The organism is Haloactinospora alba (genome assembly GCF_006717075.1).
Lineage (GTDB): Bacteria > Actinomycetota > Actinomycetes > Streptosporangiales > Streptosporangiaceae > Haloactinospora > Haloactinospora alba.
Genome location: NZ_VFQC01000001.1, coordinates 1,597,207 through 1,622,113, shown reverse-complemented (window position 1 = coordinate 1,622,113; position 24,907 = coordinate 1,597,207). Strand labels below are relative to the sequence as shown.

General features: G+C 68.2%; 20 protein-coding genes. 10 read left to right on the top strand and 10 right to left on the bottom strand.

Annotated elements, in window-relative coordinates; translation table 11 throughout:
• Window positions 1-114: 114 nt before the first annotated feature.
• On the bottom strand, window positions 115-453 hold the full coding sequence (locus FHX37_RS07305; RefSeq protein ID WP_141923008.1) for a DUF3040 domain-containing protein: 339 nt from the start codon (window positions 451-453) through the stop codon (window positions 115-117).
• A 505-nt stretch (window positions 454-958) separates the two neighbouring features.
• Between FHX37_RS07305 and FHX37_RS07300 the strand changes: the two genes are divergently transcribed.
• On the top strand, window positions 959-1,630 hold the full coding sequence (locus FHX37_RS07300; protein WP_141923006.1) for a dienelactone hydrolase family protein: 672 nt from the start codon (window positions 959-961) through the stop codon (window positions 1,628-1,630).
• A gap of 133 nt (window positions 1,631-1,763) precedes the next feature.
• Here FHX37_RS07300 and FHX37_RS07295 read toward each other — a convergent pair whose 3' ends face one another.
• On the bottom strand, window positions 1,764-4,283 hold the full coding sequence (locus FHX37_RS07295) for an ATP-dependent Clp protease ATP-binding subunit (protein ID WP_141923004.1): 2,520 nt from the start codon (window positions 4,281-4,283) through the stop codon (window positions 1,764-1,766).
• A gap of 537 nt (window positions 4,284-4,820) precedes the next feature.
• Here FHX37_RS07295 and FHX37_RS07290 point away from each other — a divergent pair.
• Window positions 4,821-5,213 (top strand): PPOX class F420-dependent oxidoreductase, encoded by a 393-nt coding sequence (locus FHX37_RS07290; RefSeq protein ID WP_141923002.1) that lies wholly within the window; start codon window positions 4,821-4,823, stop codon window positions 5,211-5,213.
• A 242-nt stretch (window positions 5,214-5,455) separates the two neighbouring features.
• On the opposite strand, the gene FHX37_RS07285 is transcribed toward FHX37_RS07290, so the two are convergent.
• Window positions 5,456-7,042 (bottom strand): PucR family transcriptional regulator, encoded by a 1,587-nt coding sequence (locus FHX37_RS07285; protein WP_141923000.1) that lies wholly within the window; start codon window positions 7,040-7,042, stop codon window positions 5,456-5,458.
• A 236-nt stretch (window positions 7,043-7,278) separates the two neighbouring features.
• Between FHX37_RS07285 and FHX37_RS07280 the strand changes: the two genes are divergently transcribed.
• From FHX37_RS07280 to FHX37_RS07260, 5 genes are all read left to right on the top strand, one after another.
• Window positions 7,279-8,145 (top strand): FAD binding domain-containing protein, encoded by an 867-nt coding sequence (locus FHX37_RS07280; RefSeq protein WP_141922998.1) that lies wholly within the window; start codon window positions 7,279-7,281, stop codon window positions 8,143-8,145.
• Window positions 8,136-8,657, top strand: coding sequence for a (2Fe-2S)-binding protein (locus tag FHX37_RS07275; protein WP_141922996.1), 522 nt, complete (start codon window positions 8,136-8,138; stop codon window positions 8,655-8,657). Before FHX37_RS07280 ends, FHX37_RS07275 begins: the two co-directional genes overlap by 10 nt.
• Window positions 8,654-10,006 carry an 8-oxoguanine deaminase gene (locus FHX37_RS07270; protein WP_141922994.1) on the top strand — a complete coding sequence of 451 codons (1,353 nt, stop codon included), beginning with the start codon at window positions 8,654-8,656 and terminating at the stop codon, window positions 10,004-10,006. The genes FHX37_RS07275 and FHX37_RS07270 overlap by 4 nt, the downstream gene beginning before the upstream one ends.
• Entirely contained in the window at window positions 10,006-12,414 is a 2,409-nt protein-coding gene (gene pucD / locus FHX37_RS07265) for a xanthine dehydrogenase subunit D (RefSeq protein WP_141922992.1), read from the top strand. The genes FHX37_RS07270 and pucD overlap by 1 nt, the downstream gene beginning before the upstream one ends.
• A gap of 289 nt (window positions 12,415-12,703) precedes the next feature.
• Entirely contained in the window at window positions 12,704-14,143 is a 1,440-nt protein-coding gene (locus FHX37_RS07260) for an NCS2 family permease (protein WP_141922990.1), read from the top strand.
• A gap of 183 nt (window positions 14,144-14,326) precedes the next feature.
• Here the strand turns inward: FHX37_RS07260 and FHX37_RS07255 are convergent, their stop codons facing one another.
• The 3 genes from FHX37_RS07255 to mtnA form a co-directional block, all read right to left on the bottom strand.
• Window positions 14,327-14,734 (bottom strand): PPOX class F420-dependent oxidoreductase, encoded by a 408-nt coding sequence (locus tag FHX37_RS07255; RefSeq protein ID WP_141922988.1) that lies wholly within the window; start codon window positions 14,732-14,734, stop codon window positions 14,327-14,329.
• Between the two features lie 78 nt (window positions 14,735-14,812).
• Entirely contained in the window at window positions 14,813-15,595 is a 783-nt protein-coding gene (locus FHX37_RS07250; RefSeq protein WP_211351761.1) for an SDR family NAD(P)-dependent oxidoreductase, read from the bottom strand.
• Between the two features lie 214 nt (window positions 15,596-15,809).
• The gene (gene mtnA / locus FHX37_RS07245) at window positions 15,810-16,832 is read right to left on the bottom strand and encodes an S-methyl-5-thioribose-1-phosphate isomerase (RefSeq protein WP_141922986.1); all 1,023 of its coding nucleotides are present in this window, start codon (window positions 16,830-16,832) and stop codon (window positions 15,810-15,812) included.
• Window positions 16,833-17,336: 504 nt separating this feature from the next.
• Between mtnA and FHX37_RS07240 the strand changes: the two genes are divergently transcribed.
• Window positions 17,337-17,852 carry a cupin domain-containing protein gene (locus FHX37_RS07240; protein WP_141922984.1) on the top strand — a complete coding sequence of 172 codons (516 nt, stop codon included), beginning with the start codon at window positions 17,337-17,339 and terminating at the stop codon, window positions 17,850-17,852.
• Window positions 17,853-17,868: 16 nt separating this feature from the next.
• On the opposite strand, the gene FHX37_RS07235 is transcribed toward FHX37_RS07240, so the two are convergent.
• Together FHX37_RS07235 and FHX37_RS07230 are read right to left on the bottom strand one after the other, a co-directional pair.
• A complete protein-coding gene (locus FHX37_RS07235; protein WP_141922982.1) occupies window positions 17,869-18,825 on the bottom strand; it encodes a D-alanine--D-alanine ligase family protein in 957 nt (318 codons plus the stop codon).
• Window positions 18,826-18,872: 47 nt separating this feature from the next.
• Entirely contained in the window at window positions 18,873-20,105 is a 1,233-nt protein-coding gene (locus tag FHX37_RS07230; protein WP_141925090.1) for an aminotransferase-like domain-containing protein, read from the bottom strand.
• Between the two features lie 522 nt (window positions 20,106-20,627).
• On the opposite strand from FHX37_RS07230, the gene FHX37_RS07225 reads away from it, so the two are divergent.
• On the top strand, window positions 20,628-21,548 hold the full coding sequence (locus FHX37_RS07225; RefSeq protein ID WP_141922980.1) for a bile acid:sodium symporter: 921 nt from the start codon (window positions 20,628-20,630) through the stop codon (window positions 21,546-21,548).
• Window positions 21,549-21,578: 30 nt separating this feature from the next.
• Here the strand turns inward: FHX37_RS07225 and speB are convergent, their stop codons facing one another.
• Entirely contained in the window at window positions 21,579-22,523 is a 945-nt protein-coding gene (gene speB / locus FHX37_RS07220) for an agmatinase (RefSeq protein ID WP_141922978.1), read from the bottom strand.
• Window positions 22,524-22,750: 227 nt separating this feature from the next.
• A complete protein-coding gene (locus FHX37_RS07215; protein WP_141922976.1) occupies window positions 22,751-23,383 on the bottom strand; it encodes a TetR/AcrR family transcriptional regulator in 633 nt (210 codons plus the stop codon).
• A gap of 161 nt (window positions 23,384-23,544) precedes the next feature.
• On the opposite strand from FHX37_RS07215, the gene FHX37_RS07210 reads away from it, so the two are divergent.
• A complete protein-coding gene (locus FHX37_RS07210; RefSeq protein WP_170181516.1) occupies window positions 23,545-24,870 on the top strand; it encodes an MFS transporter in 1,326 nt (441 codons plus the stop codon).
• Window positions 24,871-24,907: the final 37 nt, after the last annotated feature.

The window sequence follows — 24,907 nt, the reverse complement described above, 5'->3', positions numbered from 1 at the left end:
TCCAGCCGTTGGACCCCGCCTCCCGGCTCCACCCGGTCAGCAGGAGCGCTCCCGGCTGCACCGGTCCAGGACGGCCCTCCGCCCGGACACTGCGCTCGTTCACCGGGCCCGCGGTCACGGAATTCCCGCATTCCCGCGTTCCGGATATCCGGGGTCACCGTTCGGATCTATCGCGGGTTTCCGCCCCTCGGGTGGCGTTTCTCCGGCCGTGGAGCCTTCCGACGTGGGAACGAACAGCACCACGAGCAGCAGCAGTGCCCCCACCGCCGCTACCGCCGTCCATACGACGGGACTCCGCGAACCGGGACGGGAGTTCGGGGCACGCTCCACGGTCACGCACGGCATGACCGCTATACAACGGTCGATCCGGGCTGCGAGCGCAGGATCGTCGGTGCGGAGACGCTCCTCGATCTGGCGAAGCAGCTCGTGCTCACGACGGGACAGCACCATCATGTTCTCCCTAGGGTGACACCGGCGTACAGGAGGTGGGACACGCTCCGCTACCCCGCGAAGTACACGCCCTAACCCTGCCGCGCGGCGCGCCCGGCTCCCACAGGGACCAAGCCCTGCGTTTCACAGCCACAACCCCTGGTAGCAGTGCCCGGGTGAGGAGAAGCGGTACGCAGCATCCGCCGGAAACACCCGGCCACAGTGTGAGGGAAGTACACCATGGCTGCCACTGCCGGGGCTGCCATGGTGTTCCGGTGGGCGACACCCTACGGATCCCGGTCCAACGGATACGCCCCCGGCCGTGCTGTCCATCCGGGCGGCAACACCCGCTGCCCTGACTGCGACAGCCCGCTGCCGGGGGCGTCGCGGAGGCAGCAGGACGCCGGGTGAGGGGCCAGCCATCTCCCGCAGCGCGCCGGAGCAGCGGAGAGCCCTTCGCTCCCGCCCATCACGTACGGTCCGCACGCGCTTCGGTGCGGTGGGAGCACGCCAGACAGGAGGAAGGACCATGGACACCCGACACGTGGCTGTGGAGACCTCGGACGCCGCACTCGCCGGCGACATGACGGTCCCAGCGGAGCGCAGGGGCATCATCCTGTTCGCTCACGGCAGTGGCAGTTCACGGCTCAGTCCGCGGAACAGAGCCGTTTCCGAGGCTCTGGCCAACCAGGGCTTCGCGACGTTACTCCTCGACCTGCTGACTCCGGAGGAGGAACAGACCGACGAGCGCACCCGCGAGCTGCGCTTCGACACCGCGCTGTTGACCCGACGGCTCAGCGATGTGGTGGACTGGCTCGGTTCGGCGGAGGAGACCGCCGGACTGCCCGTGGGGTTGTTCGGTGCCAGCACGGGAGCCGCGGCCGCGCTCGGAACAGCGGTACGGCGCCCTGACCGGGTCCACGCTGTCGTCTGCCGGGGAGGACGGGTCGACCTGGCTCCCGACGGGCTTGCGGGGGTCAGAGCCCCGGTTCTCATGATCGCCGGAAGCGCCGACGAGCCCATCGTCCGGGTCAGTTTCCAGGCGCAGAAGGAACTGCACGTCACAAACGACGTGCACCTGGTCCCGGATGCCACCCACCTGTTCGAGGAACCCGGCGCGTTGGAGCAGGTCGCGGGGGAGGCCATCACATGGTTCCGGGAGTACCTGGCGGGTCCGGAGGGCCAGGCGCGTCACGGCTGACGCGCCCTCCGCCCCGCGACCACGCACGGGCCGGACCGGGGTTCCCCGGACAGCGGCCGGACGGGAAACAACCCGCTGCCTCGCTCCTCCGCCCGGGAGACGAGCAACGCAGCGGGTGGAGCGCCGGGACCGTTCACTCGGACTGCTCTTCCGTCGTGCGGTGTTCGACGGAGAACGTGAGGCCGTGTTCCCCGGCCTGGGTCACGATGTGGTCCCCCGCTTCGATCTCCCCGTTCAGCAGCTTCGAGGACAACGGGGTGGCCACGTGCCGTTCGATCGTCCGGGCGAGCGGCCGTGCACCGAACTCGGGCTGGTGACCGGTCTCGGCCAGCCACCGCACCGCGCCGTCGGTGAAACTCACCGTTATGCCCTGCGCGTGGAGGCGCCTCTCGGTGTCGTCCAACAACAGACGGGTGATCTGGCCGAGCTCCGCCTCACCGAGCTTGGAGAACACGACGATCTCGTCCACGCGGTTGAGAAACTCGGGGCGGAACTCCTCGCGCAACCGGCTCATGGCCCGGTCCCGGGTGGCTCCGTCCCCCTCCTCGCGGGTGCTGAAACCGATGGGGCCGCTGGTGATGAGTTCCGACCCCAGGTTGCTGGTCATGATGACCACCACGTTGCGGAAGTCCACCGTGCGGCCCTGCCCGTCGGTGAGGCGTCCGTCGTCGAGGAGCTGCAGCAACAGGTTGAAAACGTCCGGGTGCGCCTTCTCGATCTCGTCGAGCAACAGGACCGCGTACGGTTGCCGCCGCACTGCCTCAGTGAGCTGTCCCGCCTCCTCGTACCCGACGTAGCCGGGGGGTGCGCCGACGAGCCGGCCGGTGGTGTGGCGTTCCTGGAACTCGCTCATGTCGAACCGCACCATTCGCTCCTGGGAGCCGAACAGTGTCTCGGCGAGCGCACGCGCCAACTCGGTCTTTCCCACCCCGGTTGGCCCGAGGAACAGGAAACTGCCGATGGGGCGGTCGGGCGAGGCGAGTCCGGACCGGGAACGGCGGATCGCTTCGGCGACTGCCCGCACTGCTTCGTCCTGACCGATAACACGCTCGTGCAGCCGGTCCTCCAACCCCACGAGCCGGGTCCGTTCCTCCTGGGTGAGCTGGGAGACGGGGATCGAGGTGATACGCGAGACCACGTGGGCCACGTCCTCCACACTGACCTCGGGAACCTGGGCGGATCCCTGGGACCGCGCCTGGGTGATGGAGTCCCGGGTCTGGTTGATCTCGTCCCGTACTGTTGAGGCCTGCTCGTAGTCCTCGTTCTGCACCGCTTGTTCCTTGCGGGTCTCCAGCTCCCGCAACCGTTGCTCCAACTGGCGCACGTCGATGCTGGGGGTTTTCGTACGGAGCCGGACACGGGCTCCCGCCTGGTCGACCAGATCGATCGCCTTGTCCGGTAGGAACCGCTCGGAGATGTAACGGTCGGCGAGTTCCGCGGCCGCGACCAGGCTCTCGTCGCTGAACCGGACCTGGTGGTGGGCCTCGTAACGGTCGCTGAGTCCGCGCAGGATCTCCACAGTGTCCTCGACCGTGGGTTCGGAGATCAGTACCGGTTGGAAACGGCGTTCCAACGCCGCGTCCTTTTCGACGTTCTTGCGGTACTCGTCCACGGTCGTCGCGCCGATGATGTGCAGTTCGCCCCGGGCCAGTGCCGGTTTGAACATGTTCGCGGCGCTGACGGCGCCCTCAGCGCTCCCCGCTCCGACCACCGTGTGCATCTCGTCGATGAAGATCAGCAGCTGTTCGGCGTGGCCGCGGATCTCGTCGATGAGGCTTTTCAACCGTTCCTCGAAGTCGCCCCGGTAGCGCGTCCCCGCCACCACCCCGGATATGTCGAGTTGCACCAGCCGGCGCCCGCTCAGCGTCTCGGGCACGTCATCGTCGGCGATACGTTGCGCTATCCCCTCGACGATCGCCGTTTTCCCGACTCCGGGGTCACCGATGAGCACGGGGTTGTTCTTCCTCCGCCGGGCGAGCACCTCGACCGTCTGCTCGACCTCCTCGTCCCGGCCCACGACGGGATCCAGGCGGCCGCCGGCGGCCAGAGCGGTTATGTCAGTACCGTACTCGTCAAGAGTGGGGGTGGAACTCTTCTCCGTGGTGGTCTCGCTCCCGCTCTGGGTGGATCCCGCCGCCGCCCGCAGCGAGTCGGGGGTCACTCCCGACTCGCCCAGCATCCTGCCCGACGGTGACTCACTGTTGACGGCGAGAGCGAACAGGAGGTGTTCGGGAGTTATGTAGGTTTGCCCCAGAGCCCGGGCTATCTGGTGGGCGTCCAGCAGGGTGCGCTTGGCTGCCGGGGTGAGCACCGGGGTGTCGACACCGCTCGCGGCGGGAGCGCGCTGCGCCTCCGCCGAGGCCGCTTCCGCCAGTTTGTCCGGTTCGGCACCAGTGCGGGTGACCAGTTCGCGCGCGGGTTCGTAACGCATCAGCGCCCACAGCAGGTGGAACGCGTCCAGGTCGGTGCGGTCGGACTCCGAAGCGCGATTGATCGCTTCGGCCACCACCTCACGGGCCGCGCTGTCCATCAACCGGGCGAGGTCGACGCGTTGGGGCGGGCGACGGTGCCCGCTGGAGCCGAAGAACCGCGCCAGGAACTCCTCGAACGAGCGAGGATCGGAACCGCCCTGCTCGCCGAAACCGTGCGTCATGGTCAGGTCTCCTCTCTCCACAACCCCGGGGATGCCTGCGGGTCCGCAACGCCGCCGTTGGGGTCTCGCAGCGCGGGCGGGACCGTTGTGTCCCCACGGGAGAGCCAACCGGAGCAACGCCCGAGTTGACCGCTGCGCTGCCGGGACACGGCTACCCGCCGACCGTGCTGTGAAACGTCCCTCCAGTGGACCACGCAACGTGGAAAGGTTCCGGGAAACCGGGTCCCTCGGCGCGTTTCCGTGCGGCCGCCTCCCGTCCCCGGTAGATACACGACAGGGAACCGGGCGGGGTCCTTACGGTCACCGGCCAGGAGGCAACGTGTCGGAGGAGCCCCGGATGCTGCGCAACGGTGCCCGCAACCACACCGACGCGGTTGGGCACGGCTCCGGTGTGCTCCTTTCGTGTGGCCGCTGCGGGATGGGGTTCCGGCTGCAGCTTTCGGGTCCCGCTCGGGTTAAACGCGATGAAAAGCCGGTTCCCCGGCCCGTACGGGGCGGGAACGACGGTTGTCAGAATTCGACGTTGTGAGGAGAACCGTGTCGATAATTCCGGAAGACCGCTCAGACATCCTCGGCAAACGCGCTTTCGCCCACGTCGCCACGATCGGCCCCAGGGGCGAGCCCCAGGCGAACCCCGTCTGGGTCGACTGGGACGGCGAGTATCTGAAGTTCAGCCAGACCACCACCCGGCAGAAGTACCGCAACATCCAGCGCGACTCCCGCATTGCCATGTCCATGCAGGACCCGGACCAGCCGTACCGTTACCTCGAGCTGCGCGGCCGGGTGGAACACGTCGAGGACGACCCCGACAACGCTTTCATCGACAAACTCGCGAAGAAGTACATCGACGAGGACACCTATCCGTGGGCCGCGCCGGGTGAGCAGCGGATCGTTCTTTACCTGCGGCCGGAGCACGCCACGAAACAGTGAGTCGTCACTGCCGGATCCCGTTCTTCTGGTGTTGCCGGGGATGGGATCCGAATTCCCTTACACCCACGTCCTTTACGATGTAGATTAAAGAAGTCGCACAGAAGGCGTGACTCCGCACACCAACCGCAGCCGGTTGTGCGCCAGCGGGGACGCACCGCGTTCCTGCCCTCCGGAAAAGGTGCCGTACCGGACACCTCCGAGCGCAGCCGCGCACTGGGGGCCGGGGAGAACAGCCCGGGGGTTCAGCCGCGGAGCTTCAGCGCGAGGAACAGATCCACACGGTTCTCCAGGCTGCTGAGGTCCCTTCCCGTGAGCTGCTCGACACGCCCGATCCGGTAACGGAGCGTGTTGACGTGGACGTGCATGGCCGAGGCACAACGCTGCCAGGAGCCGGAGTGGCGAAGGAACTGTTCCAGCGTGGCCACCAGGTCGGAACGGTGGTCACGGTCGTAGGCGAGCAGCGGCCCGAGAAGACGTTCACGGTAGGAGGACTGCACCTCGTGGGGCACAGAGGCCAGAAGAAGCTCGTGCGAGTCGATCTCGGCACCGGCTATGACACAGGAACGCCCACCGCGTAGCTCAGCCAGCCGGCGCGCGTGGCGTGCCTCCACCGCCGCTCCCTGGAGGTCGACCACGCCCCGGGCGGTCGAGCTGATACCGAGGGCGAGCTGGTAGTCCATGAGTCCGGACTCCAGGACCCGCGCTCCCTGGGTGAGTTCCTGCCGCAGCTCCTCGGCCGCCTGCGCGCCGACGTCGTTGGCGGTGGGCACGGTGACGATGGCCAACGCGTCGTTCGCCCCCGTCACCACGGCATCCGGGCGTGCGGCGGCCAGCTCTCCCAGAACCCGGCGGGCCAGATCCGGGAGACGGGGTTCGGGCAGCAACGTGGCGCTCACCGCAACGTGTCCGTGGGCGGAGCCGGCAACGCTCTCCTCCCGCTCGGAGACGTGCAGCAGCGCGGCGACCTCGTCGAAACGCTGGGCGGACAGCAGCCGCGGGAGCTCTTCCACGTGCCGCGCGTCGCTCACCGCGCGCTCCTCGGTCCGGCTCCGTGCCAGCACAGCAACCGAGGCCAGCTCCGCCACCGCTTCGTGGGTGTCATCGCTCCACGAGGCGTGGTCCCCGGCGCATACGAGGAACCAACCGGCGAGCGGATGGGAGTCGCGGGTCTGGACCGGCATACCCGTCACCTCCGAGGGAAGGTTCTCCGCGCTCGGAAGCTGGGTAGTACGGGGGAAACTCGACCATCCCAGCATCCGGGCGGCCAGCAACCGTCGGGTTTGTCCGGGCAGTTCCGGTCCCGCCGAGGCGACGAGACGGCCGGCGCTGGAAACGACCCAGGCGTCAAGCCCGGCGTCCTCTCCGATGCCGGCGAAGACGTCGGGAAAGTCTCCCCCCGCGGCGACCTCGGCCATGAGGCGGCGGTGCCGGTCCCGGGTCTCGGCGATGGTGGTGAAACGGTAGCGGGAGAGCAGCCGCAGCACCTCCTCCGTCACAGCACCGAAGGAGGTCTGGCTGGGAACCTCGATCAGGGGCAGGTCACGTTGACGGCACGCTTCGATCAGGTCGGGCGGGACGTCGCCCAGTGCCGTTCCGACCGCCAGACAAACCGCCCCGGCCTCGACGAGGGAGTCGGTGAACGTCGCCGAGTCCTCGGGGCAACGACGCCACATCATGCCGGTCAGCACCAGCTCACCGCCGCTGAGGTAACGCTTGGGCTCCAGCAGGTCGGTGGTGTAGGCCCAGCTGACACTACGGTGAGCGTGCTCTGCCCCGCACAGGAAACGCAGATGCAAACGCGGTACTGCCACCAGTTCACTGATCTGCATGTCTTCTCCTCACGATTACCGGCAGAGCTGGCCCCCCGGAGGCGCTGGCATGGCGGCTACGCTAGTCCACAGGTGGGTTGTAGGAAAACACGAAGGTGTGGTGCCGCGTACCAGGTCAGTTCATGTCATCGCGGCCTAGAGCAGCAGAGACGTTCGGTGGTGTACTTCACAGGACGCCAAACGTTGAATTAACACCTTTCAACGGAGTTTTCCGTAGGCGACCAACGAGGACAAGAATGGAATTCCTGAGCCCTTCCACATGGGAGGAGGCGCTCGCCGCCAAGAGCGCGCACCCGGACGCGGTGCCGATCACCGGCGGCACCGATGTCATGGTGGAGCTGAACTTCGACCAGCACCGCCCGCCCGCGCTGTTGGACCTCACCCGGGTAACGGAGCTGTTCGAGTGGGAGCCGGACGGCTCGCAGCTGCGTTTGGGGGCTGGGGTCAGCTACACCACCATCATCGAGAAGCTCGGCCGTCACGCCCCCGCGTTGGCGCAGGCTTCCCGTTCGGTCGCCTCTCCGCAAATCCGCAACCGTGGTTCGGTCGGTGGCAACCTGGGCGGGGCCTCCCCCGCTGGTGACTCCCACCCGCCGTTGCTCGCGACCGACGCGACGATCGAGCTGGCCTCCGTACGCGGGACTCGGCATGTTCCCGCACGGGAGTTCTATCTGGGACCGCGCCGTACGGCCCGTCAGCAGGACGAGTTGATAGCGGCGGTTCTGCTTCCGCAGCCGTCCGGCCCACAGCAGTTCTGCAAGATCGGGCCGCGTAACGCGATGGTCATCGCCGTCACCGCTTTCTCGCTCGCGTTCAACACCGCCACCCGCGAGGTCGGGACCGGGATCGGCTCGGCCGGCCCCACACCGCTGCGCGCCACCGAGGCGGAGCAGTTCCTGGCCGCCGAGTTCGATTGGGACAGCGGAGCACTGTCCGAGGAGGCCATTCGCCGTTTCGGTGAGCTCGTCGCCTCAGCCGCCCGTCCCATCGACGACGTCCGTGGCACCGCCGACTACCGCAAGCACGCCCTGTCGGTGATCGCACGCCGGGCGTTGGGATGGTCCGTCAGCGAGTACCGGAAAGGAGAACCGCAGTGCGTGTGACATTCGAGGTCAACGGCGAGGAAGTTACTGCCGACAATGTGTGGGCCGGGGAGAGCCTGCTGTACGTGCTGCGGGAACGGCTGGGCCTTCCCGGCAGCAAGAACGCCTGCGAACAGGGAGAGTGCGGTTCCTGCACGGTTTATCTGGACGGGAGTACCGCCTGTTCCTGCATGATCGCTGCCGGCCAGTGCGAGGGCAGGACGGTGCAGACCGTGGAAGGCCTGGTGGAGGAGTCCGGCGAAGGAACCGACAAACAGCTCGGCTCCGTCCAGGAGGCGTTCGTGGAGGCGGGTGCCGTACAGTGCGGGTTCTGCACTCCCGGGCTCCTGGTGCAGACGGACGACCTGCTGTCCCGCACCGTACGTACCGGTCAGGAGGCTCCCGCTGATACGGAGATCCGGGAGGCACTGGCCGGAAACCTGTGCCGCTGCACCGGATACGAGAAGATCATCGACGCCGTCCGGCTCGCCGCCGAACGCGAGGCCGAGAAGTCAGGCGGAGGCGCCGCGTGAGCACGGCCATCATCGAGGACGCCTACATCGCCACCGTCAGCGGCGCTGAGCACTCCCGGGGACACGTCGTCATCACCGACGGGCGGATCGCGCGGGTCGGATCGGGGCCCGCCCCCGACATCCCCGGTGCGCGGCGGGTGGACGGGAGTGGTTGTGTCGCCACGCCAGGCCTCGTGAACACGCACCACCACCTGTACCAGTGGGCAAGCCAGGGGCTGTTCGCCGACGCCACCCTCTTCGAGTGGTTGGTGGGATCGTACGAGATCTGGAACCGGCTGGACGCGGACGTCGTCTCCGGTACCACCACGGCGGGGACGAGCTGGTTGGCGCTGTCCGGGTGCAGCACGGTGTCCGACCACCACTACATCTATCCGAGGGGACGCGGCGACATCGCAGCGGCCGAGGTCGAGGCGGCCCGGAGGACCGGCGTCCGGCTGGATCTGGCCCGGGGGTCGATGGACCGCGGCCAGTCCTCGGGGGGGCTCCCACCGGACGGTGTGGTGGAGGGGACCGAGGAGGCCCTCTCCGGTACCGCTGCTGCCATCGACACCTACCACGACCCTTCGTTCGACTCCGCCGTCCGGGTGGCAGCCGCCCCCTGTTCCCCGTTCTCGGTGAGCCGTGAACTCATGGCAGGGGCGGCGGAACTGGCCCGGGACAAGGGGGTCCGGCTGCACACTCACCTCGCCGAGACCACGGACGAGGAGGAGAAGTGCCAGAAGGAGTTCGGACAGAGCCCGGTCGAATACGCGGAGGAACTGGGCTGGCTCGGTGAGGACGTGTGGTTCGGGCACGGGGTGCACCTCTCGGACGCCGCGATCGCTCGGATCGCTGCCACGGGGACGGGGATAGCGCACTGCCCGACGTCGAACGCGCGTCTCGGTGCCGGTATCTGCCGGGTACCGGAACTGCTGGAAGCGGGAGCTCCCGTCGGACTGGGGGTGGACGGGCCCGCGTCCAGTGAGCTGACCCCGCTCTCCGGCGAGATGCACCAGGCGATCATGATGGCTCGCGCCCGTTCCGGCCCACAGGCTCTCAGCGCCCGCCAAGCCCTGCACATGGCCACACTCGGGGGGGCTCGCGTTCTTGGCCGTCAGGAGGAGCTCGGCTCGCTCGAAGCTGGCAAGTTGGCCGACATCGCCCTGTGGCGCGTCGACGGCTTCGGACACGACGCGATCGACGATCCGCTGGTGGCGCTGACGTTCGGCCCTCCTCCCCGGGTGGAACACCTGTTCGTTGGTGGCGAGACCGTGGTGGAGCACGGCCAGCTCCGCACCGTTTCCTCCGGCGAGGCCGCCCGTGCCGGCCGCGCCGCCCGTAACAAACTTCTTCAGGAGGTGAGCCGCTGATGCCCGGTGCAACCACCCGCACCCCAACCGGTCTCTCCAGTGTCACGCGGGACGGGGTCGGCCAGAGCCCGACCCGTCCTGACGGTACGCAGAAGGTCACTGGTGAGTTCGCCTACTCTTCCGATATGTGGATGGAGGACATGCTGTGGGGGAAGACCCTGCGCAGTCCGCATCCGCACGCCAGGATCACCAGCATCGACACGAGCGAGGCGCTGGCGCTGCCCGGTGTGTACGCGGTTCTCACGCACGAGGACGTTCCCGGCGCCAAGCGTTACGGCCTGGAGTACCAGGACCAGCCGGTTCTGGCGTTCGACAAGGTCCGCTACCAGGGGGAGGCGGTAGCGGTCGTCGCCGCCGACCACCCGGAGACCGCGCGTCGTGCCATGGAGCGGATCTCGGTCGAGTACGAGGTTCTGGAGCCGGTCAGTGACTCGCGGCGGGCCATATTCGACGGGGACTGCCCGCGGGTGCACGAGGACGGCGACCTTCCCGTGCACGAGGAGCACAATCAGCACCAGCTCCCGAACCTGGTCCGGTACCAGCCGGTGCGAACCGGTGCTTTCACCGAGGGCGCCTCGGTCGAGGAGCTGCGTTCCCAGGCCGACGCTGTGGTCACCACCGAGTACGAGGTCGGCATGCAGGACCAGGCGTTCCTCGGCCCGGAGTCGGGTATGGCGGTCCCCGCGGAGGACGGTGGCGTCGACCTCTACATAGCGACCCAGTGGCTGCACGTGGACCAGAGCCAGATCGCCCCGGCTCTCGGTATTCCCGAGGACAAGGTGCGGTTGACGCTGGCTGGCGTGGGGGGCGCGTTCGGCGCGCGCGAGGACCTCTCCATGCAGATCCACGCGTGCATGCTGGCGCTGCGCACCGGGAAACCGGTGAAGATCGTGTACGACCGTGAGGAGTCGTTCTTCGGCCACGTGCACCGCCACCCCGCCAAGATGCGCTTCGAGCACGGAGCCAGTGCGGACGGCACACTGCTGTACGCCGCGTTGGAGATCATCCTCGACGGTGGTGCCTACGCCTCGGCCACCCCGGCGGTGGTCGGTGTCGCGTCCTCACTGGGTGTGGGCCCCTACGAGGTCCCCAACGTCACCCTGGACGCCTACGGTGCCTACACCACCAACCCGCCGTGTGGCGCGATGCGTGGTTTCGGCGCTGTCCAGGCGTGTTTCGGATACGAGTCCCAGATGGACAAGCTCGCCGCCGAACTGGGGATGCACCCGGTGGACCTGCGCGTCAAGAACGCCATGTCCCAGGGGTCGAGGATCATCACCGGCCAGGAGGTCGACATGCCGCTTCCCATGGCGGACATGCTGCGCCAGGCCAAGGAGATGCCGCTTCCCACCGCGCGGGAGGAACTCCCCGATCCCCAGGACCTGCGCACCCTTCCGGGCGGGGTCGCCAACACCAGCCACGGTGAGGGCGTGGTGCGCGGCGTCGGCTACGGGGTGGGTCTGAAGAACCTGTGCTATTCGGAAGGGTTCGACGACTACTCCACAGCACGGGTACGCATGGAGGCCATCGGGGGCGAACCGGTGGTCATGGTGCATACCGCCGCGGCAGAGGTGGGTCAGGGCCTGGTCACGGTCAAGGGGCAGATCGCCCGCAGTGAGCTGGGGGTGGAACGGGTCACGATCCATCCTTCCGACACCCAGGTCGGTTCGGCGGGCTCCTCGTCGGCCTCCCGGCAGTCCTACATGACCGGCGGTGCGGTCAAGATGGCCTGCGAAGCGGTGCGCGAGCGCGTTTTCGAGCTGGTGCGCGAGCAGGGGTTCGTCACGGCGGAGCACCCCGACGCGCTGCTGAGTCTCAACGGTGGCAAGGTGGTCTCCCAGACCCACGGTGTCCTCGTTTCCCTGGCGGACCTGTTGGGGGACGGGGCGACGGTCATCGACGAGACGCGGGAGTTCCACCACCGTCCCACCCAGATGCTGGACCCCACCCACGGGCAGGGGGACTCGCACACCCAGTTCGGCATGTGCGTGCACCGCGCCGTGGTGGACGTGGACGTCGAGCTCGGCCTGGTGAAGGTGGTGGCCTTGGACGCCGTGCAGGATGTCGGCAAGGTGCTGCATCCGCAGCAGCTGGCGGGCCAGATCCAGGGCGGGGCGACCCAGGGTCTGGGGCTGGCTCTGATGGAACAGATCCAGGTCTCGGACAGTGTCATCCGCAACCCGTCATTCACCGACTACCTGATCCCGACGATCCTGGACACACCTCCGATGCGGATCGACGTGTTGGAGCATCCGGACCCGCACTCGCCCTACGGGCTCCGGGGTGCCGGGGAACCGGGGACCCTGTCGTCCACTCCGGCGGTCGTGGCGGCCGTACGGGACGCCACCGGTAAGGAGCTCACACACGCACCGGTCCGTCCGGAGGACATCGTCGGAATCGACATGTGAGGCTCTGCTGCCGCATGAGCCGGCAGCAGTACGGCCTGCCCGTCTCGGGCCGCCGGCGCCCTCGGCGCCGAGGCGGGCAGGCATAACCCAGCTATTTTCGTCACAAGCCCGTTTTGTCGGTAATGTCATCCAGCGTCCCGACGCGTGAAGAGGGAACGGACGCGCGCTACCGACAGCACCCACACCCGTGAACACCCGCACATGAAAACGAACGCACTGTAACCATCCCCATACCAGCGGTGTCCAGGCGGCAGGCGCCTGGACCGCGCATCCCTCCAGGAGGGGACACATGACTCGACTCGACGACCCGGGCCAGCAGTCAGCTGCCCAGCCTGCCGGTCGATCCTGGCTCGACCGGTTCTTCTTCGTCACCGACCGCGGTTCGACCTACGGACGAGAGATCCGCGGCGGTCTCACCACGTTCATGGCGATGGCCTACATCATCGTGCTGAACCCGCTCATCCTGGGCGGGGCCACCGACATCAACGGTGACAGTCCCAGCGTCGCCCAGCTCACCACCATGACCGCCCTGTCGGCGGGCATCGTCACCATATTCATGGGCATCGTCGGCCGCGCGCCCATCGCTCTGGCCGCGGCCCTCGGTGTCATGGCCGTTGTCGCCTACCAGGCCGTACCCCAGATGACCTGGCCCGAAGCGATGGGCCTGGTGATCTGGCAAGGAGTCATCATCATCCTGATGGTGGTGACGGGTATCCGGACAGCGATCATGAACGCGCTGCCACACAACCTGAAGCTGGCCATCGGTGTCGGGATCGGGCTGTTCGTCTCCCTCATCGGCCTGGACAACGCCGGGTTCGTCACCTCCAGCGAGGACTCCCTGCTGCAGCTCGGGGCCGACGGTCACCTGAGCGGCTGGCCCGTGACCGTGTTCATCATCGGACTGCTCACCTCGGCCATTCTGCTGGCGCGCAAGGTCCCGGGGGCTATCTTCTACGGGATCGTCACCGCCACGGTCGTAGCCATCGCCGTGAACTACGCCTTCGACGTTCCAGCCGCCTCGTGGGGGAACAGCGTTCCCGAACTCCCCGGCGCGGTGTTCACGGCCCCGGACTTCAGCCTGCTGGGACAGGTGGACCTGTTCGGCGCGTGGGCCTCGGCCGGCGTAGCCAGCGCCGGGATCATCCTGTTCACCATGATTCTGGCGGGGTTCTTCGACGCGCTGGGCACCATCCTCGCCATCGGGAAGAAAGCCGACCTCACGGACGCGTCGGGCAACATGCCGCGCACGAACCAGATCCTTGGCATGGACGGTGCCGGCGCCATCGCTGGTGGCGTTACCAGCTCCTCGGCCACCCTCGTCTTCGTCGAGTCGACAGCGGGTGTCACGGAGGGCGCCCGCACCGGAATGGCCAGCCTTGTCACGGGTGGGCTGTTCCTGCTCGCGATCCTCTTTTCCCCGATATTCGGCATGGTCCCCGGTCACGCCGCATCGTGCGCGCTGGTTCTGGTCGGCGCGATGATGATGACAGGGGTCAAGGAGATCGAGTGGGATGACATCTCCATCGCGATCCCCGCTTTCCTGACCATCGCGCTGATGCCGTTCACGTTCAACATCGCCACGGGGATCGGCGCCGGCATCATCTCCTACACGCTCATCAAGACCGCCAGCGGCCAGTACCGCGACGTCGGGTGGTTGATGTGGATCCTCACCGGCGTATTCGCTATCGATTTCGGTCTTGCCGGAATAGAGAAAATCCTCGGGGTCTAGCCCGGGTGACGGGCGTCCGGCCTCCCGAACGCCCGTCACCCGGGTCCCGCTCTCCCTCTACAGCACCGGCCCGGGAAGTCCCCCTCCCGGGCCGGTGTACGCGTGTTCGGCCGCCCCTTCCCGCCGGACAGGTCCGTGGGCGAACACGCCGGCACGCGCGGCGCAGGAGGCTCGGAGCGCGGGTCATCCGACGGCGGAAACGTCGCGCCGCTCCATGGCGCGGGGACTGTCCGGGTCCAGCCCCCAGCTGAGGATCCGGCGAGGATGGATACGTATGACCTCGTCCCCGAAGGGCGACACCCCCTCGCCCGTCAGTCGCTCAGCATCCCCCCGCACCTCCACTCCGCGCGGCCTCCATGGTTTGACCGACGCGAGGTCGTCCACCACGAACGACACGTGCGGGTCGGCACCGACGTTGCGCCACTTACCGCTCTGCGACAGGTCGAACCCCGTCACGTCTATGGTGCCCGTCTGGGGGTTGTGGTGCACCAGAACCGGCCGGTTGTTCGGGTACCCGTCCGGGGCGACGGTGGAGAGCCGGCCCAGGCGCTGACTGTTGAGGTAGTCGATTTCAGCCTCGGTGAATGTCATGCCGCTATTCTGCTGGCACGACGGGACACAGCGTCAATGCCGCGCCGCGAAGGGTGTCGGACCACCGCCCGGGTCTCCTCACCAGGTCGGCCGGACGGACACACCGCCGTCCACAGTTATGTCCTGCCCCGTGACCCACCTGGCCATGTCGGAGGCGAGGAACACGCAGGCGTCGCCAACGTCCTCCGGCCTTCCGAGCCTGCCCAGGGGGGCGGCCTGCTCCCACCGGGCGACTCCCTGCGGCCACTCCTCGTCTATTCCGTCCCGGTGGATCAGGCCCGGTGATACGGAGTTGACCCGGATCCCCCGGCTGCCCAACTCCAGCGCTGCCGCCCGGGCATGCATGCGGACCGCGGCCTTCGCGGAACAGTAGTGCGCGTGCGCCCACTGGGGCTGTTCTCCCTCGATCGAGGCGATGTGGACGATGGAACCGCCGTGGTCCCGCATGGCCTCAGCCGCGGCCTGCGTCGCCGTGAACGTGGCGGTGGTGTTGGTGTCGACGACCGAACGCCAGTCGTCGGACGTCATCTCGGCCAGCGACTGGACCGGCTGTGTTCCGGCGTTGTTCACCAGGATGTCCAGGTGCCCGAAGGTGTCCACGGCTCTGCGCGCCACGGCAGCGCAGGACTCAGGATCGAGCAGGTCCGCCTGGGCCGTTGCTGCCCTGCCACCGGCACGTTCGATGTCGGACGCCACGAGCCGGGCGTTCTCGCCACTGGTTCGGTAGTGCAGCAGCACAGCGGCACCTGCGGCAGCCAGGCGACGTGCTATCCCACCGCCCAGCCCACCGCCGGCACCGGTCACCACGGCGACCCGACCGGACAGCGAGGGAAGGGTGGAGTCCTGCGGATGCTCGGTCACGGGGGCTCTCCAATCTGCGTCCCCAAAAGACACGGGAGGAGTACGAACCGGACACCCGGCAGCGTAGAAGCGTTGCCGGGGCTGCCTCTCCCCAGGGATCCGGCATGGGGTTCCAGGCAGCAGTGGCCGGCCCAGGGGCGACACGGCCACTCTGCCTCTGTCACGAAGGCGTCGGCAGAGCCGCCCGGCACGGCACACTGCGGCGGGCGAGGCCTCACCGGTCCTGCGGCCGCTCCGGAACCGTACCAACGGGAGGGGTGCCGCGGCCCGGGCGGACGACCCGGTTCTCGGTGACGATCGCGGTGATCAGTTCGGCCGGCGTCACGTCGAAGGCCGGATTGAGCGCGCCCGTCCCCTCGGGAGCGGTAGCGATCCCGTCGAACGCGACCACCTCGGAAGCGTCGCGTTCCTCGACGGCGATGTCGTCCCCTCCCGGGGTTTCCGGATCTATGCTGGATTCCGGTGCCACGACGAGGAACGGGACTCCGGCCTGCCGGGCTGCCAGTGCGAGGGAGAACGACCCCACCTTGTTCGCGGTGTCGCCGTTTGCCGCGATCCGGTCAGCACCCACGAGGACAGCGTCGGCGTAGTCCCGGTTCAGCAGGAACGGGCCCGCCGAATCGACGATCACGCTGTGTTCGGCCCCCATGCGCCGCAGTTCCCACGCTGTCAGCCGAGCTCCCTGCAACAGCGGCCGGGTTTCGGTGACCAGGGTGTGGCCCAGCCGCCCCTGCTCGTGCAGCGTCTGCACCACACTCAGGGCGGTGCCCCGCTCCACGGCTGCCAGACCACCAGCGTTACACACGGTCATCGCGCGTATCGACCGACCGGGCAGAAGCTCGCGCAACGTCGCGGCGCCGTTCTCGCCCATGGCCACCGAAGCGGCGATGTCCTCGTCACGCACCGCCAGCGCCTCGGTGAGAACCGCCTGTGCTCCCCGGTCCAGTTGACGCAGTGCCCGGTCCACTCCCCAGGACAGGTTCACGGCGGTCGGCCGAGCGTCCCGCAACCGCCTGGCACCGCTGCGCACCTCCTCCGACGAGTCGGTGGAGGTAGCCAGCAGGGCCACACCCAGCGCGCCCGCCACTCCCAGTGCCGGCGCTCCCCGGACAGCCAGGCGTTGGACGGCGTCGACCAGTGCGTCCGGGTCGGTGACGCGCAGCCGCAGGAACTCGTGCGGTAGACGGGTCTGGTCGACGAGTTCGATACCGCCGTCCACCCAGTCGATCGTACGCATGGCACGCCCTTGCTGGCCGGCAACTGGATCCTTAACCGGACAGCAGGCTAGACAGCCCTACACAGTGCGTCAATTCCTTCCCGTTGGGAGAAAGAGCATCGTTGACGGACGGTGAACGCACCCGTAAGATCCGGCTCTGACCGCTCGGCAGAGTCCCTCCCCTGCATCGGGAGCTGTTCGTCCGCGGCGGCGCGTCGGAAGCCTCCGGGTAACCTCGTTCGTCATCCGCCCGAAAGGCCGCACCGGGACCAGCTGCGAGGTGGAGGGAGCGGACGTCGGCACCGCTCCTCGGGGGCGGGCGCACCGGCGTCGCGGTGGCCACCGGGAAGGCGGGTCAGCGCCGGGGCCGGTATGCGGTCCGGCTCCCCACCGGAGCGCGGTCCGGGGCAGCAACCGCCGCCTCGTTCGACTGTCGCAACGCGCGGACGGCTGTGCCCACACCAGGAAGGAGGAGGGCGTTCCCTCCCCGGAGTGACGGTCCGGGGCTCCACGCCCAGCAAACCGATGGCTCACTCCCCTGACACTGCCCACACACCCGTCACAGCCGCTGGACGGGACCGTGCATCGGGACAGCGCCTCGCCCGGCATCTCGGTCTGGAGCCGCTACCGGACGAGGGCGGGCTGTTCCGCCGCACCCATATCGACGAGCACTCCTCGTGCATCTACTTCATGCTGCTGGCGCCGGAGTTCTCCGCGCTGCACCGGCTACGAACCACCGAGATCTACCACTACTACAGCGGGGCCCCGTTGCGGATGCTGCTGCTGGCACCCGACGGGAACGCGCACCAGCCGATCCTGGGGCCGGACGTGGAGAACGGGCAGCAACCGCAGGTCATCGTGCCGCCCGGCGTGTGGCAGGGCTCCTCCTCCGACGGAGAGTGGAGCCTTGCCGGCGCGATGTCGGCCCCGCCGTTCACCTGGGAACGGTTCGAACTCGGCGAGCGGTCACAGCTGCGGGCGAGCTACCCGCAGGCCGCCTCCCGCATCACCGAACTCACCCGGATCGAACCCTCGCGGTAGCAGCGGCGCGGACCGGTCAACCGCGAAGACGCTGGCTCGCCCGATGGGCCAGTTCCCGACAGACAACCGCGAAGTCCAGCTCGGCGGCAGCCACCGCTTGCGGGAACGTCGAGGTCTCGGTCATCCCCGGTGCGACGTTCACCTCCAGGAAACGCACACTGCCCGCGGAGTCGACAATGAGGTCGGTGCGGGAGATGTCACGCAGCCCCAAGGCGCGGTGGGCGGTCAGTGCCGTACGGGTCGCCGCCTGGAACGCTTCGGTGGAGATGCGTGCCGGGCTGAAGAACTCGGTGCGACCCGGGGTGTACCGGGCCGCGTAGTCGTAGACCCCGCCGTCGGGCACGATCTCCACCGGCGGCAGGGCGGAGGGCCCCTCACCGAGGTCCACGACCCCGACAGCGATCTCGGTTCCCTGGACACGTTCCTCGATCAGTGCGGAGTCGCTGTAGGCGAAGCAACTCACCAGGGCCGCTGACAGGCTCTCGACCGAGTCGACCGGGGTCGCTCCGAACGCCGAACCTCCCTGGTCGGGCTTGACGAACAGCGGCGTTCCGAGCGCGCCGACGATGCGGTCCAGCAACGCCGGCGCTCCCAGGTCGTGGAACGCCGACTTCGGCAGAGTCACCCCTCGCGGCGTGGCGATCCCGTGTTCGGCTACCAGGGACTTCGCGGTGGGTTTGGCGAACGCGACACGGCACGCCTGGGGTGGGGCTCCCACGTACGGGATGTTGTTGAGTTCCAGGATCTCGCGTATCGCCCCGTCCTCCCCGGAAGCCCCGTGCAGTACGGGAAAGACCGCCTGGGGCGGGTCCGTGGCGAGCGTCGCCAGTAGTTGCGCGTCCGCGTCGGCGACCTGGGCCTCCACGTCGAGGCGCCGCAGTGACTCGGCGACGCGCCGCCCGGAGCGGACACTGACCTCGTGTTCGGGAGACATGCCCCCCGCCAGCACGAGAACCCGGTCGAGATCGGCCACGTTTTCGTCCTCTTTCTGCTCTGGTTGCGCCACGGGATCGCCTACGGCTAGGGAAGTTCGGGGGTGGGGCCCGCCTGGTCACCGGTGGTCGGCGCGGAAGTGCTGCCGAAAGTATCACGCAGTGAGATCTCGCTCTGGATAACCCCGGACAGGCGGCGGACGCCCTCCCGGATCCGGTCCGGAGTGGGGTAGCAGAAGGACAGCCGCATGTTGCGGTGCCCGTCGTCGTTGGCGAAGAACCCCGTACCCGGGACGTAGGCCACCCGCTCGTTGACGGCACGCGGCAGCATCGCTTTGGAGTCCAGCCCTTCGGGCAGGGTGAGCCAGACGAAGAACCCGCCCTGCGGACGGGTCCAGGTGGTGCCTTCCGGCATGAGCGTGTCGAGAGCCGAGATCATCGTGTCTCGCCGGTCGCGGTACATCTCGACGAAGTCCTTGATCTGCTCCCGCCAGGGATGGTTGGTCAGGTAGCGGGCCACCACCATCTGGTTGAAGGTGGAGTGGCTGAGCATCGCGGACTCCGCCGCCAGGACGAGTTTGGCGCGCACTGCCGACGGCGCCAGTACCCACCCGATCCGGAAACCGGGCGACAGGGTTTTGGAGAACGACCCCAGGTAGATGACGCTCTCGGGTGCCTGAGCGCGCAGCGCCGTGGTGAGCTCTCCCTCGTAACGCAGCAGGCCGTAGGGGTTGTCCTCCAGCACGAGCAGCCCATAGCGCTGGCATATCTCCACCACCCGGTCACGGCGTTGCGCGCTGAGCGTGACGCCGGCGGGGTTCTGGAAGTTGGGGATGGTGTAGAAGAACTTGACCCGACGCCCCGCGGCGGTGAGGTTCGCCAACGACTCCTCGAGCGCCTCCGGAACGACCCCTTCTTCGTCCATGGCCACATGGTGGACATCGGCCTGGAAGGCGGCGAAGGTGTTGACGGCGGTGAGGTAGGTGGGGGCCTCGCACAGGACGACATCGCCAGGGTCGACGAAGACGCGGGTTATGAGGTCCAGCGCCTGCTGCGAACCCACGGTGACCATAACGTCGTCCGGGCTCGCGGTGATCCCCTCGAGACTCATGACATCGCAGATCTGCTCACGCAGCGCCTCGTTCCCCTGCGCGGAGCCGTACTGCAGTGCCTCCGACCCCTGCTCCGTGGCAACCTGGCGCACCAGTTCCCCGATGTTCTCCAGGGGAAGGGCGTCGACGTTCGGCATCCCCCCCGCCAGCGACACCACCTCGGGACGGGAGGCCACCGCGAAGAGGGCCCGGACCTCCGATGCCACCATCCCCTGGGTTCGCGCGGCGTAGGAATCGATATAGGGGTCGATACGTGAGCCCTGCGTTGAGGACGGGTGGTGGGATTCTCGGGGTTCGGCAGACACGTTCCACCTCCGCGGATTCGGGTTGTGGGTGTTTCGGTGCGGTTTCGTGGGACCGCCAAGCGCGTTTTGGGCCTCGAGGGAAACGGTCCGTGCGCGTAGCAACCCGGACGGCAGCCGGTGCGCTGGGAAGGCGTGTTCCTGGACGCGGGTTCCGTGGGTGATGTTCAGCCAAGTGTACGTTCCACCAGCCGTGCTCCGGGAAGAGACCACCGTCTATAACGACTATCACGGGTAACCGCTTGCTCCGAACCGCTCCGGAGTAACGCCGGACACGGCAAAATCCGGGTCAACCGGAACCGCGGCCATGCCGTGCGCCCCCGGGAAACGGTCGGGACCGGCACCGGGGCCTCCCAGGGGCGCGGCGTGGTCGTTTCCCGGGTCCTGCCATGCTGGGGCGGCCAGGAGGAAGCGTCGAAAGGCGAAGGAATGGGGTTTGTCGCCTCGCTCGCGGCGTTCGCGGGCCGGTGGTTCGCCGTGCTGGTCGTGCTCGGTGCGGTGGTCGGGCTCGTGGCGCCGGACCAGACAGCCCGCCTCGCCCCGTGGATCTCCCCGCTGCTCGGCATGATCATGTTCGGGATGGGGCTGTCCCTGCGGGCCTCGGATTTCGCGGTAGTGGCCAGGCGACCGCAGGCGGTGCTCGTGGGCATCGTCGCGCAGTTCCTGGTGATGCCACTGGTGGGCTACGGTATCGGTGTCGCGCTGCAGCTTCCACCGATGCTTCTGGTGGGGATGGTGCTTGTCGGATCCTCGCCCGGTGGGACAGCGTCGAATGTGGTCGTCTACCTCTCCCGGGGCGACGTGGCCCTCTCCGTGGCCATGACCTCAGTGTCGACGCTTCTCGCCCCGCTGCTCACCCCCGCACTGGTGCTGTTGCTGGCCGGATCCACGCTGCCCGTCGACGCCGGTGGCCTGTTCCTCTCCATCGTGCAGGTGGTTCTCGCGCCGGTCCTGGCCGGACTGGTCGTACGTGCGGTTGCGGGGCGGCGCATCCACGCGGTCCTGGAAGCGCTCCCGCTCGTGTCGGTTGGCGGCATCGTCGTCGTGGTGGCGGCCGTTGTCGGCAGTAACGCCGGCGCGGTCCTGGACACTGGCCTCCTGCTGGCGCTGGCGGTGGTGCTGCACAACGGTTTCGGTTTGGTGCTGGGATACGCTTCCGCTCGGTTCAGCAGGCTCCCCGAGTCGGCGCGGCGCGCGGTGAGTGTCGAGGTCGGCATGCAGAACTCCGGTCTGGCGGCGACGCTGGCCACAGCGCACTTCGCTCCGCTCGCCGCGCTGCCCGGTGCGTTGTTCTCGGTGTGGCACAACCTCTCCGGATCCCTCGCCGCCAGCTTCTGGGCGCGCCGCTGACGGCGGGGCGGCGCTGGGCGCCGCCGCCGATCAGGCTTTGCCCATGGCGAGCACGCCGACCAGGTCATAGGCGACATGGGCGGCTGCCGTGGCGGTGATCTGCGCATGGTCGTAGGCGGGGGCGACCTCGACGACGTCGGCCCCGACAAGGTGGCACGAGGCCAGCCCGCGCAGGATCTCCAGCAACTCCCGACTGGTCATACCACCGGCCTCGGGTGTACCGGTACCCGGAGCGTGGGCGGGATCGAGCACGTCGATGTCGACCGAGACGTACAGCGGACGCGACCCGATCCGCTGGCGCAGCGCGTCCGTCACCTCGTCCACCCCCTTACGCATCACGTCGGCCGAGGTGACGATGCCGAAGCCGAACCTGCGGTCGTCCTCGAGGTCCCTCTTGCCGTACAGCGGCCCGCGGGTGCCGACGTGCGCCAGGGCCTCGGTGTCCAGCAGCCCCTCCTCCGCGGCACGACGGAAGGGCGTTCCGTGGGTGTAGGGCTCACCGAAATACGTGTCCCACGTGTCCAGGTGCGCGTCGAAGTGCAGCATCGCGATCGGGCCGTACTGGCGGTGGAGGGAACGCAACATCGGTAGGGCGATCGTGTGGTCGCCGCCGAGCGTCACCAGGCGGGTCCCGGTTCGCGCGTAGTCGGTTACCGCCGCGTCGATGGTCTCGACCGCCTCACCGATCGAGTAGGGGTTCACGGCGATGTCGCCCCCGTCGGCCACCTGGAGCTGGTCGAAAGGCGCCAGGCCGAGTCCCGGGTTGTAGGGGCGCAGGAGCCGGCTGGACTCGCGGATACCCGAAGGGCCGAACCGCGCTCCGGGACGGTAGGACACCCCCGTGTCGAACGGGACGCCGACGACGGCGATGTCGGTGTGGTCGACCTGGTCGGTTCTGGGGAGGCGGGCGAAGGTCGCTGGACCGGCGAACCGGGGGAGCTTGCTGGAGTCGGTGGGGCCGATCGGTGTGGTCATCGCTGTGGTGGGCGCAGCGTCTCCCGCACCGCAGAGCGGAGTGTGCGCCCGCCTCCTTTCTGGTGGTTCGGGGGTGGCTGCCCGCCGTTCGGGGGGCGGAATCCGGTCCGCGGTCAGGTTATAGCCGAGGGTGGGTACCCGTAACTGGGCGGAAGGCACGACGAGACGGCTCGTGTTTGTGCACTCCGCATCGGAACCGCGGCACGGACGGCCCGAGTCCGCCGCGCTCACTCCTCGTTGAGGCCGCCCGAGTTGTAGCGCTCCACCCCCACCAGAGCAAGGTTCATCACGCGGTCGGTCAGGGTGTCCGGGGACTCCTCCGGGTGCTCCAGCAACCAGTCCGTGAGGGCGTCGGCGGCGCCTGCCGCTATGCGCGCGAGGATCTCGGCGTCCTTGGTGGAGATGACGCGTTCGCCGTCCGGGAGTTTCGTGCCGTTGACGACCAGGGCGGTGATTTCGTCCATGACGCGGCAACGCGCCTGGCTGACCTCGGTGGAGAAGGGCTCCCCCTGGCTGCGTGCCTGCTGGTAGAGCACGGCCCAGCTCGCCTGGTTGTCGGCCACGAAACGGAAAAAGGCGTTCAGCCCTCTCCAGAGCCCCATCTCCGGGGGATCATCGGAACAGATCGCCGAACGCAGGGTCTCCACCAACCGGTCGGCCTCTCGGTGGATACAGGCGGTGAACAGCCCCTCCTTGGACCCGAGGTAAATGTAGACCATCGGTTTGGATATCCCCGCCGCTTCCGCGATCTCCTCCACACTCGCGGTGTGGTACCCGCTACGGGAGAACACGGGAATCGCGGCATCGATCATCTGCTGTTCCCGTACCTGACGGGGCAACCGTTTCTGTTTGCTGACCACGCGTCCCGACCCTATCGGGAGCACGCGCGGGCGCCCGCGCGCCCGGAAAAGGCGCAACACCGCGTACCTGCACCGGGACGCACGGGCATTGTGCGTGTCCCTCGCCACACTTAGACTTCCCGCGTTCCACACGCGTCCCACTCCCCCTCAGAAAAAGGACGATGATGGTAGGGCACGCCGGGTCACGCACGGGAAGCGCGTCGCAGCTGCGACGGGTAGCGTCAGCCAGTTTCGTCGGCACCACGATCGAGTGGTACGACTTCTTCATATACGCGACCGCTGCCCAGCTCGTCTTCGGGACGCAGTTCTTCACGGACCTCTCCCCCACGGCCGCGAACCTCGCCGCCGTCACCAGCATCGGCGTGAGCTTCGTCGCCCGCCCGTTGGGTGGGATCGTCATGGGGCACTTCGGTGACCGTGTGGGACGCCGGACCATGCTGGTGCTGGCTCTCGTCGCGATGGGGGTGGCCACCGTCGGCGTGGGGATGCTGCCGACCTACAGCCAGATCGGAGTGGCCGCGCCGGTGCTGTTGGTGACACTGCGGTTGCTCCAGGGAGCGAGCGCCGGCGGCGAGTGGGGCGGCGCGGCGCTGATGGCAGTGGAGCACGCGCCGCGGCATCGGCGGGGCTTCCTCGGCGCCTTCCCCCAGCTGGGCGCCCCCGCGGGCCTGGTCGCGGCCAACGGAGTGTTCTCCGCGGTCTCAGCGTTCACGAGCGAGGCACAGTTCGACGCCTGGGGGTGGCGTGTTCCCTTCCTGGTGAGCGCGGTACTGATCGCGGTGGGCCTGTTCATCCGGCTGCGGGTGGAGGAAAGCCCCGAGTTCGACCGTGTCCGCGAGCAGCAGGAACGGGTCCGGCGGCCACTCGTCCAGCTGTTGCGAACGCACCGTAAGCAGCTCCTCATCGCTGTGGGCGTGTTCATCGCCAACAACGGGATCGGGTACATACTCATCGCGTTCATCCTCGGCTACGCGACCTCCACCCTCGGGGTCGCCCGGAACACGATGTTGCTCGTGATCGTGGCCGGCGCCCTGTTCTGGATCGTCACCACCCTGTGGGCAGCCCACTGGTCCGACACGGTGGGACGGCGCCCCGTCTACCTTGTCGGCTCGGTTTGGCTCCTCGCCTGGTCCTTCCCGTTCTTCCTGCTGCTGGACACCGCGTCGGTCCCGCTCATGCTGCTGGCTGTCCTGATGCTGGCCGCCGGGTTGGGAATGACCTACGGTCCGCAGTCCGCCCTGTACGCGGAGCTGTTCCCCGCACGCGTGCGCTACAGCGGAGCCTCGTTCGCCTACGCTCTCGGCGCCGTCCTGGGAGGTGGGATCGTTCCGTTCGCTTCGGCGGCGTTGCAGGCCTCCACGGGAACCAGCATGTCCGTCGCGGCGTACATGTTCCTGCTCGGTTGTGTTTCGCTCGTCGCCGTGGTGCTGATCCCGGAGACACGGGAAAACGTCCGAGCGCGGTTCCGGGCGGAGGAAGAAGGCTGACGCGAACTCTGGCCAACCAACTGGTCGGTCTTATACG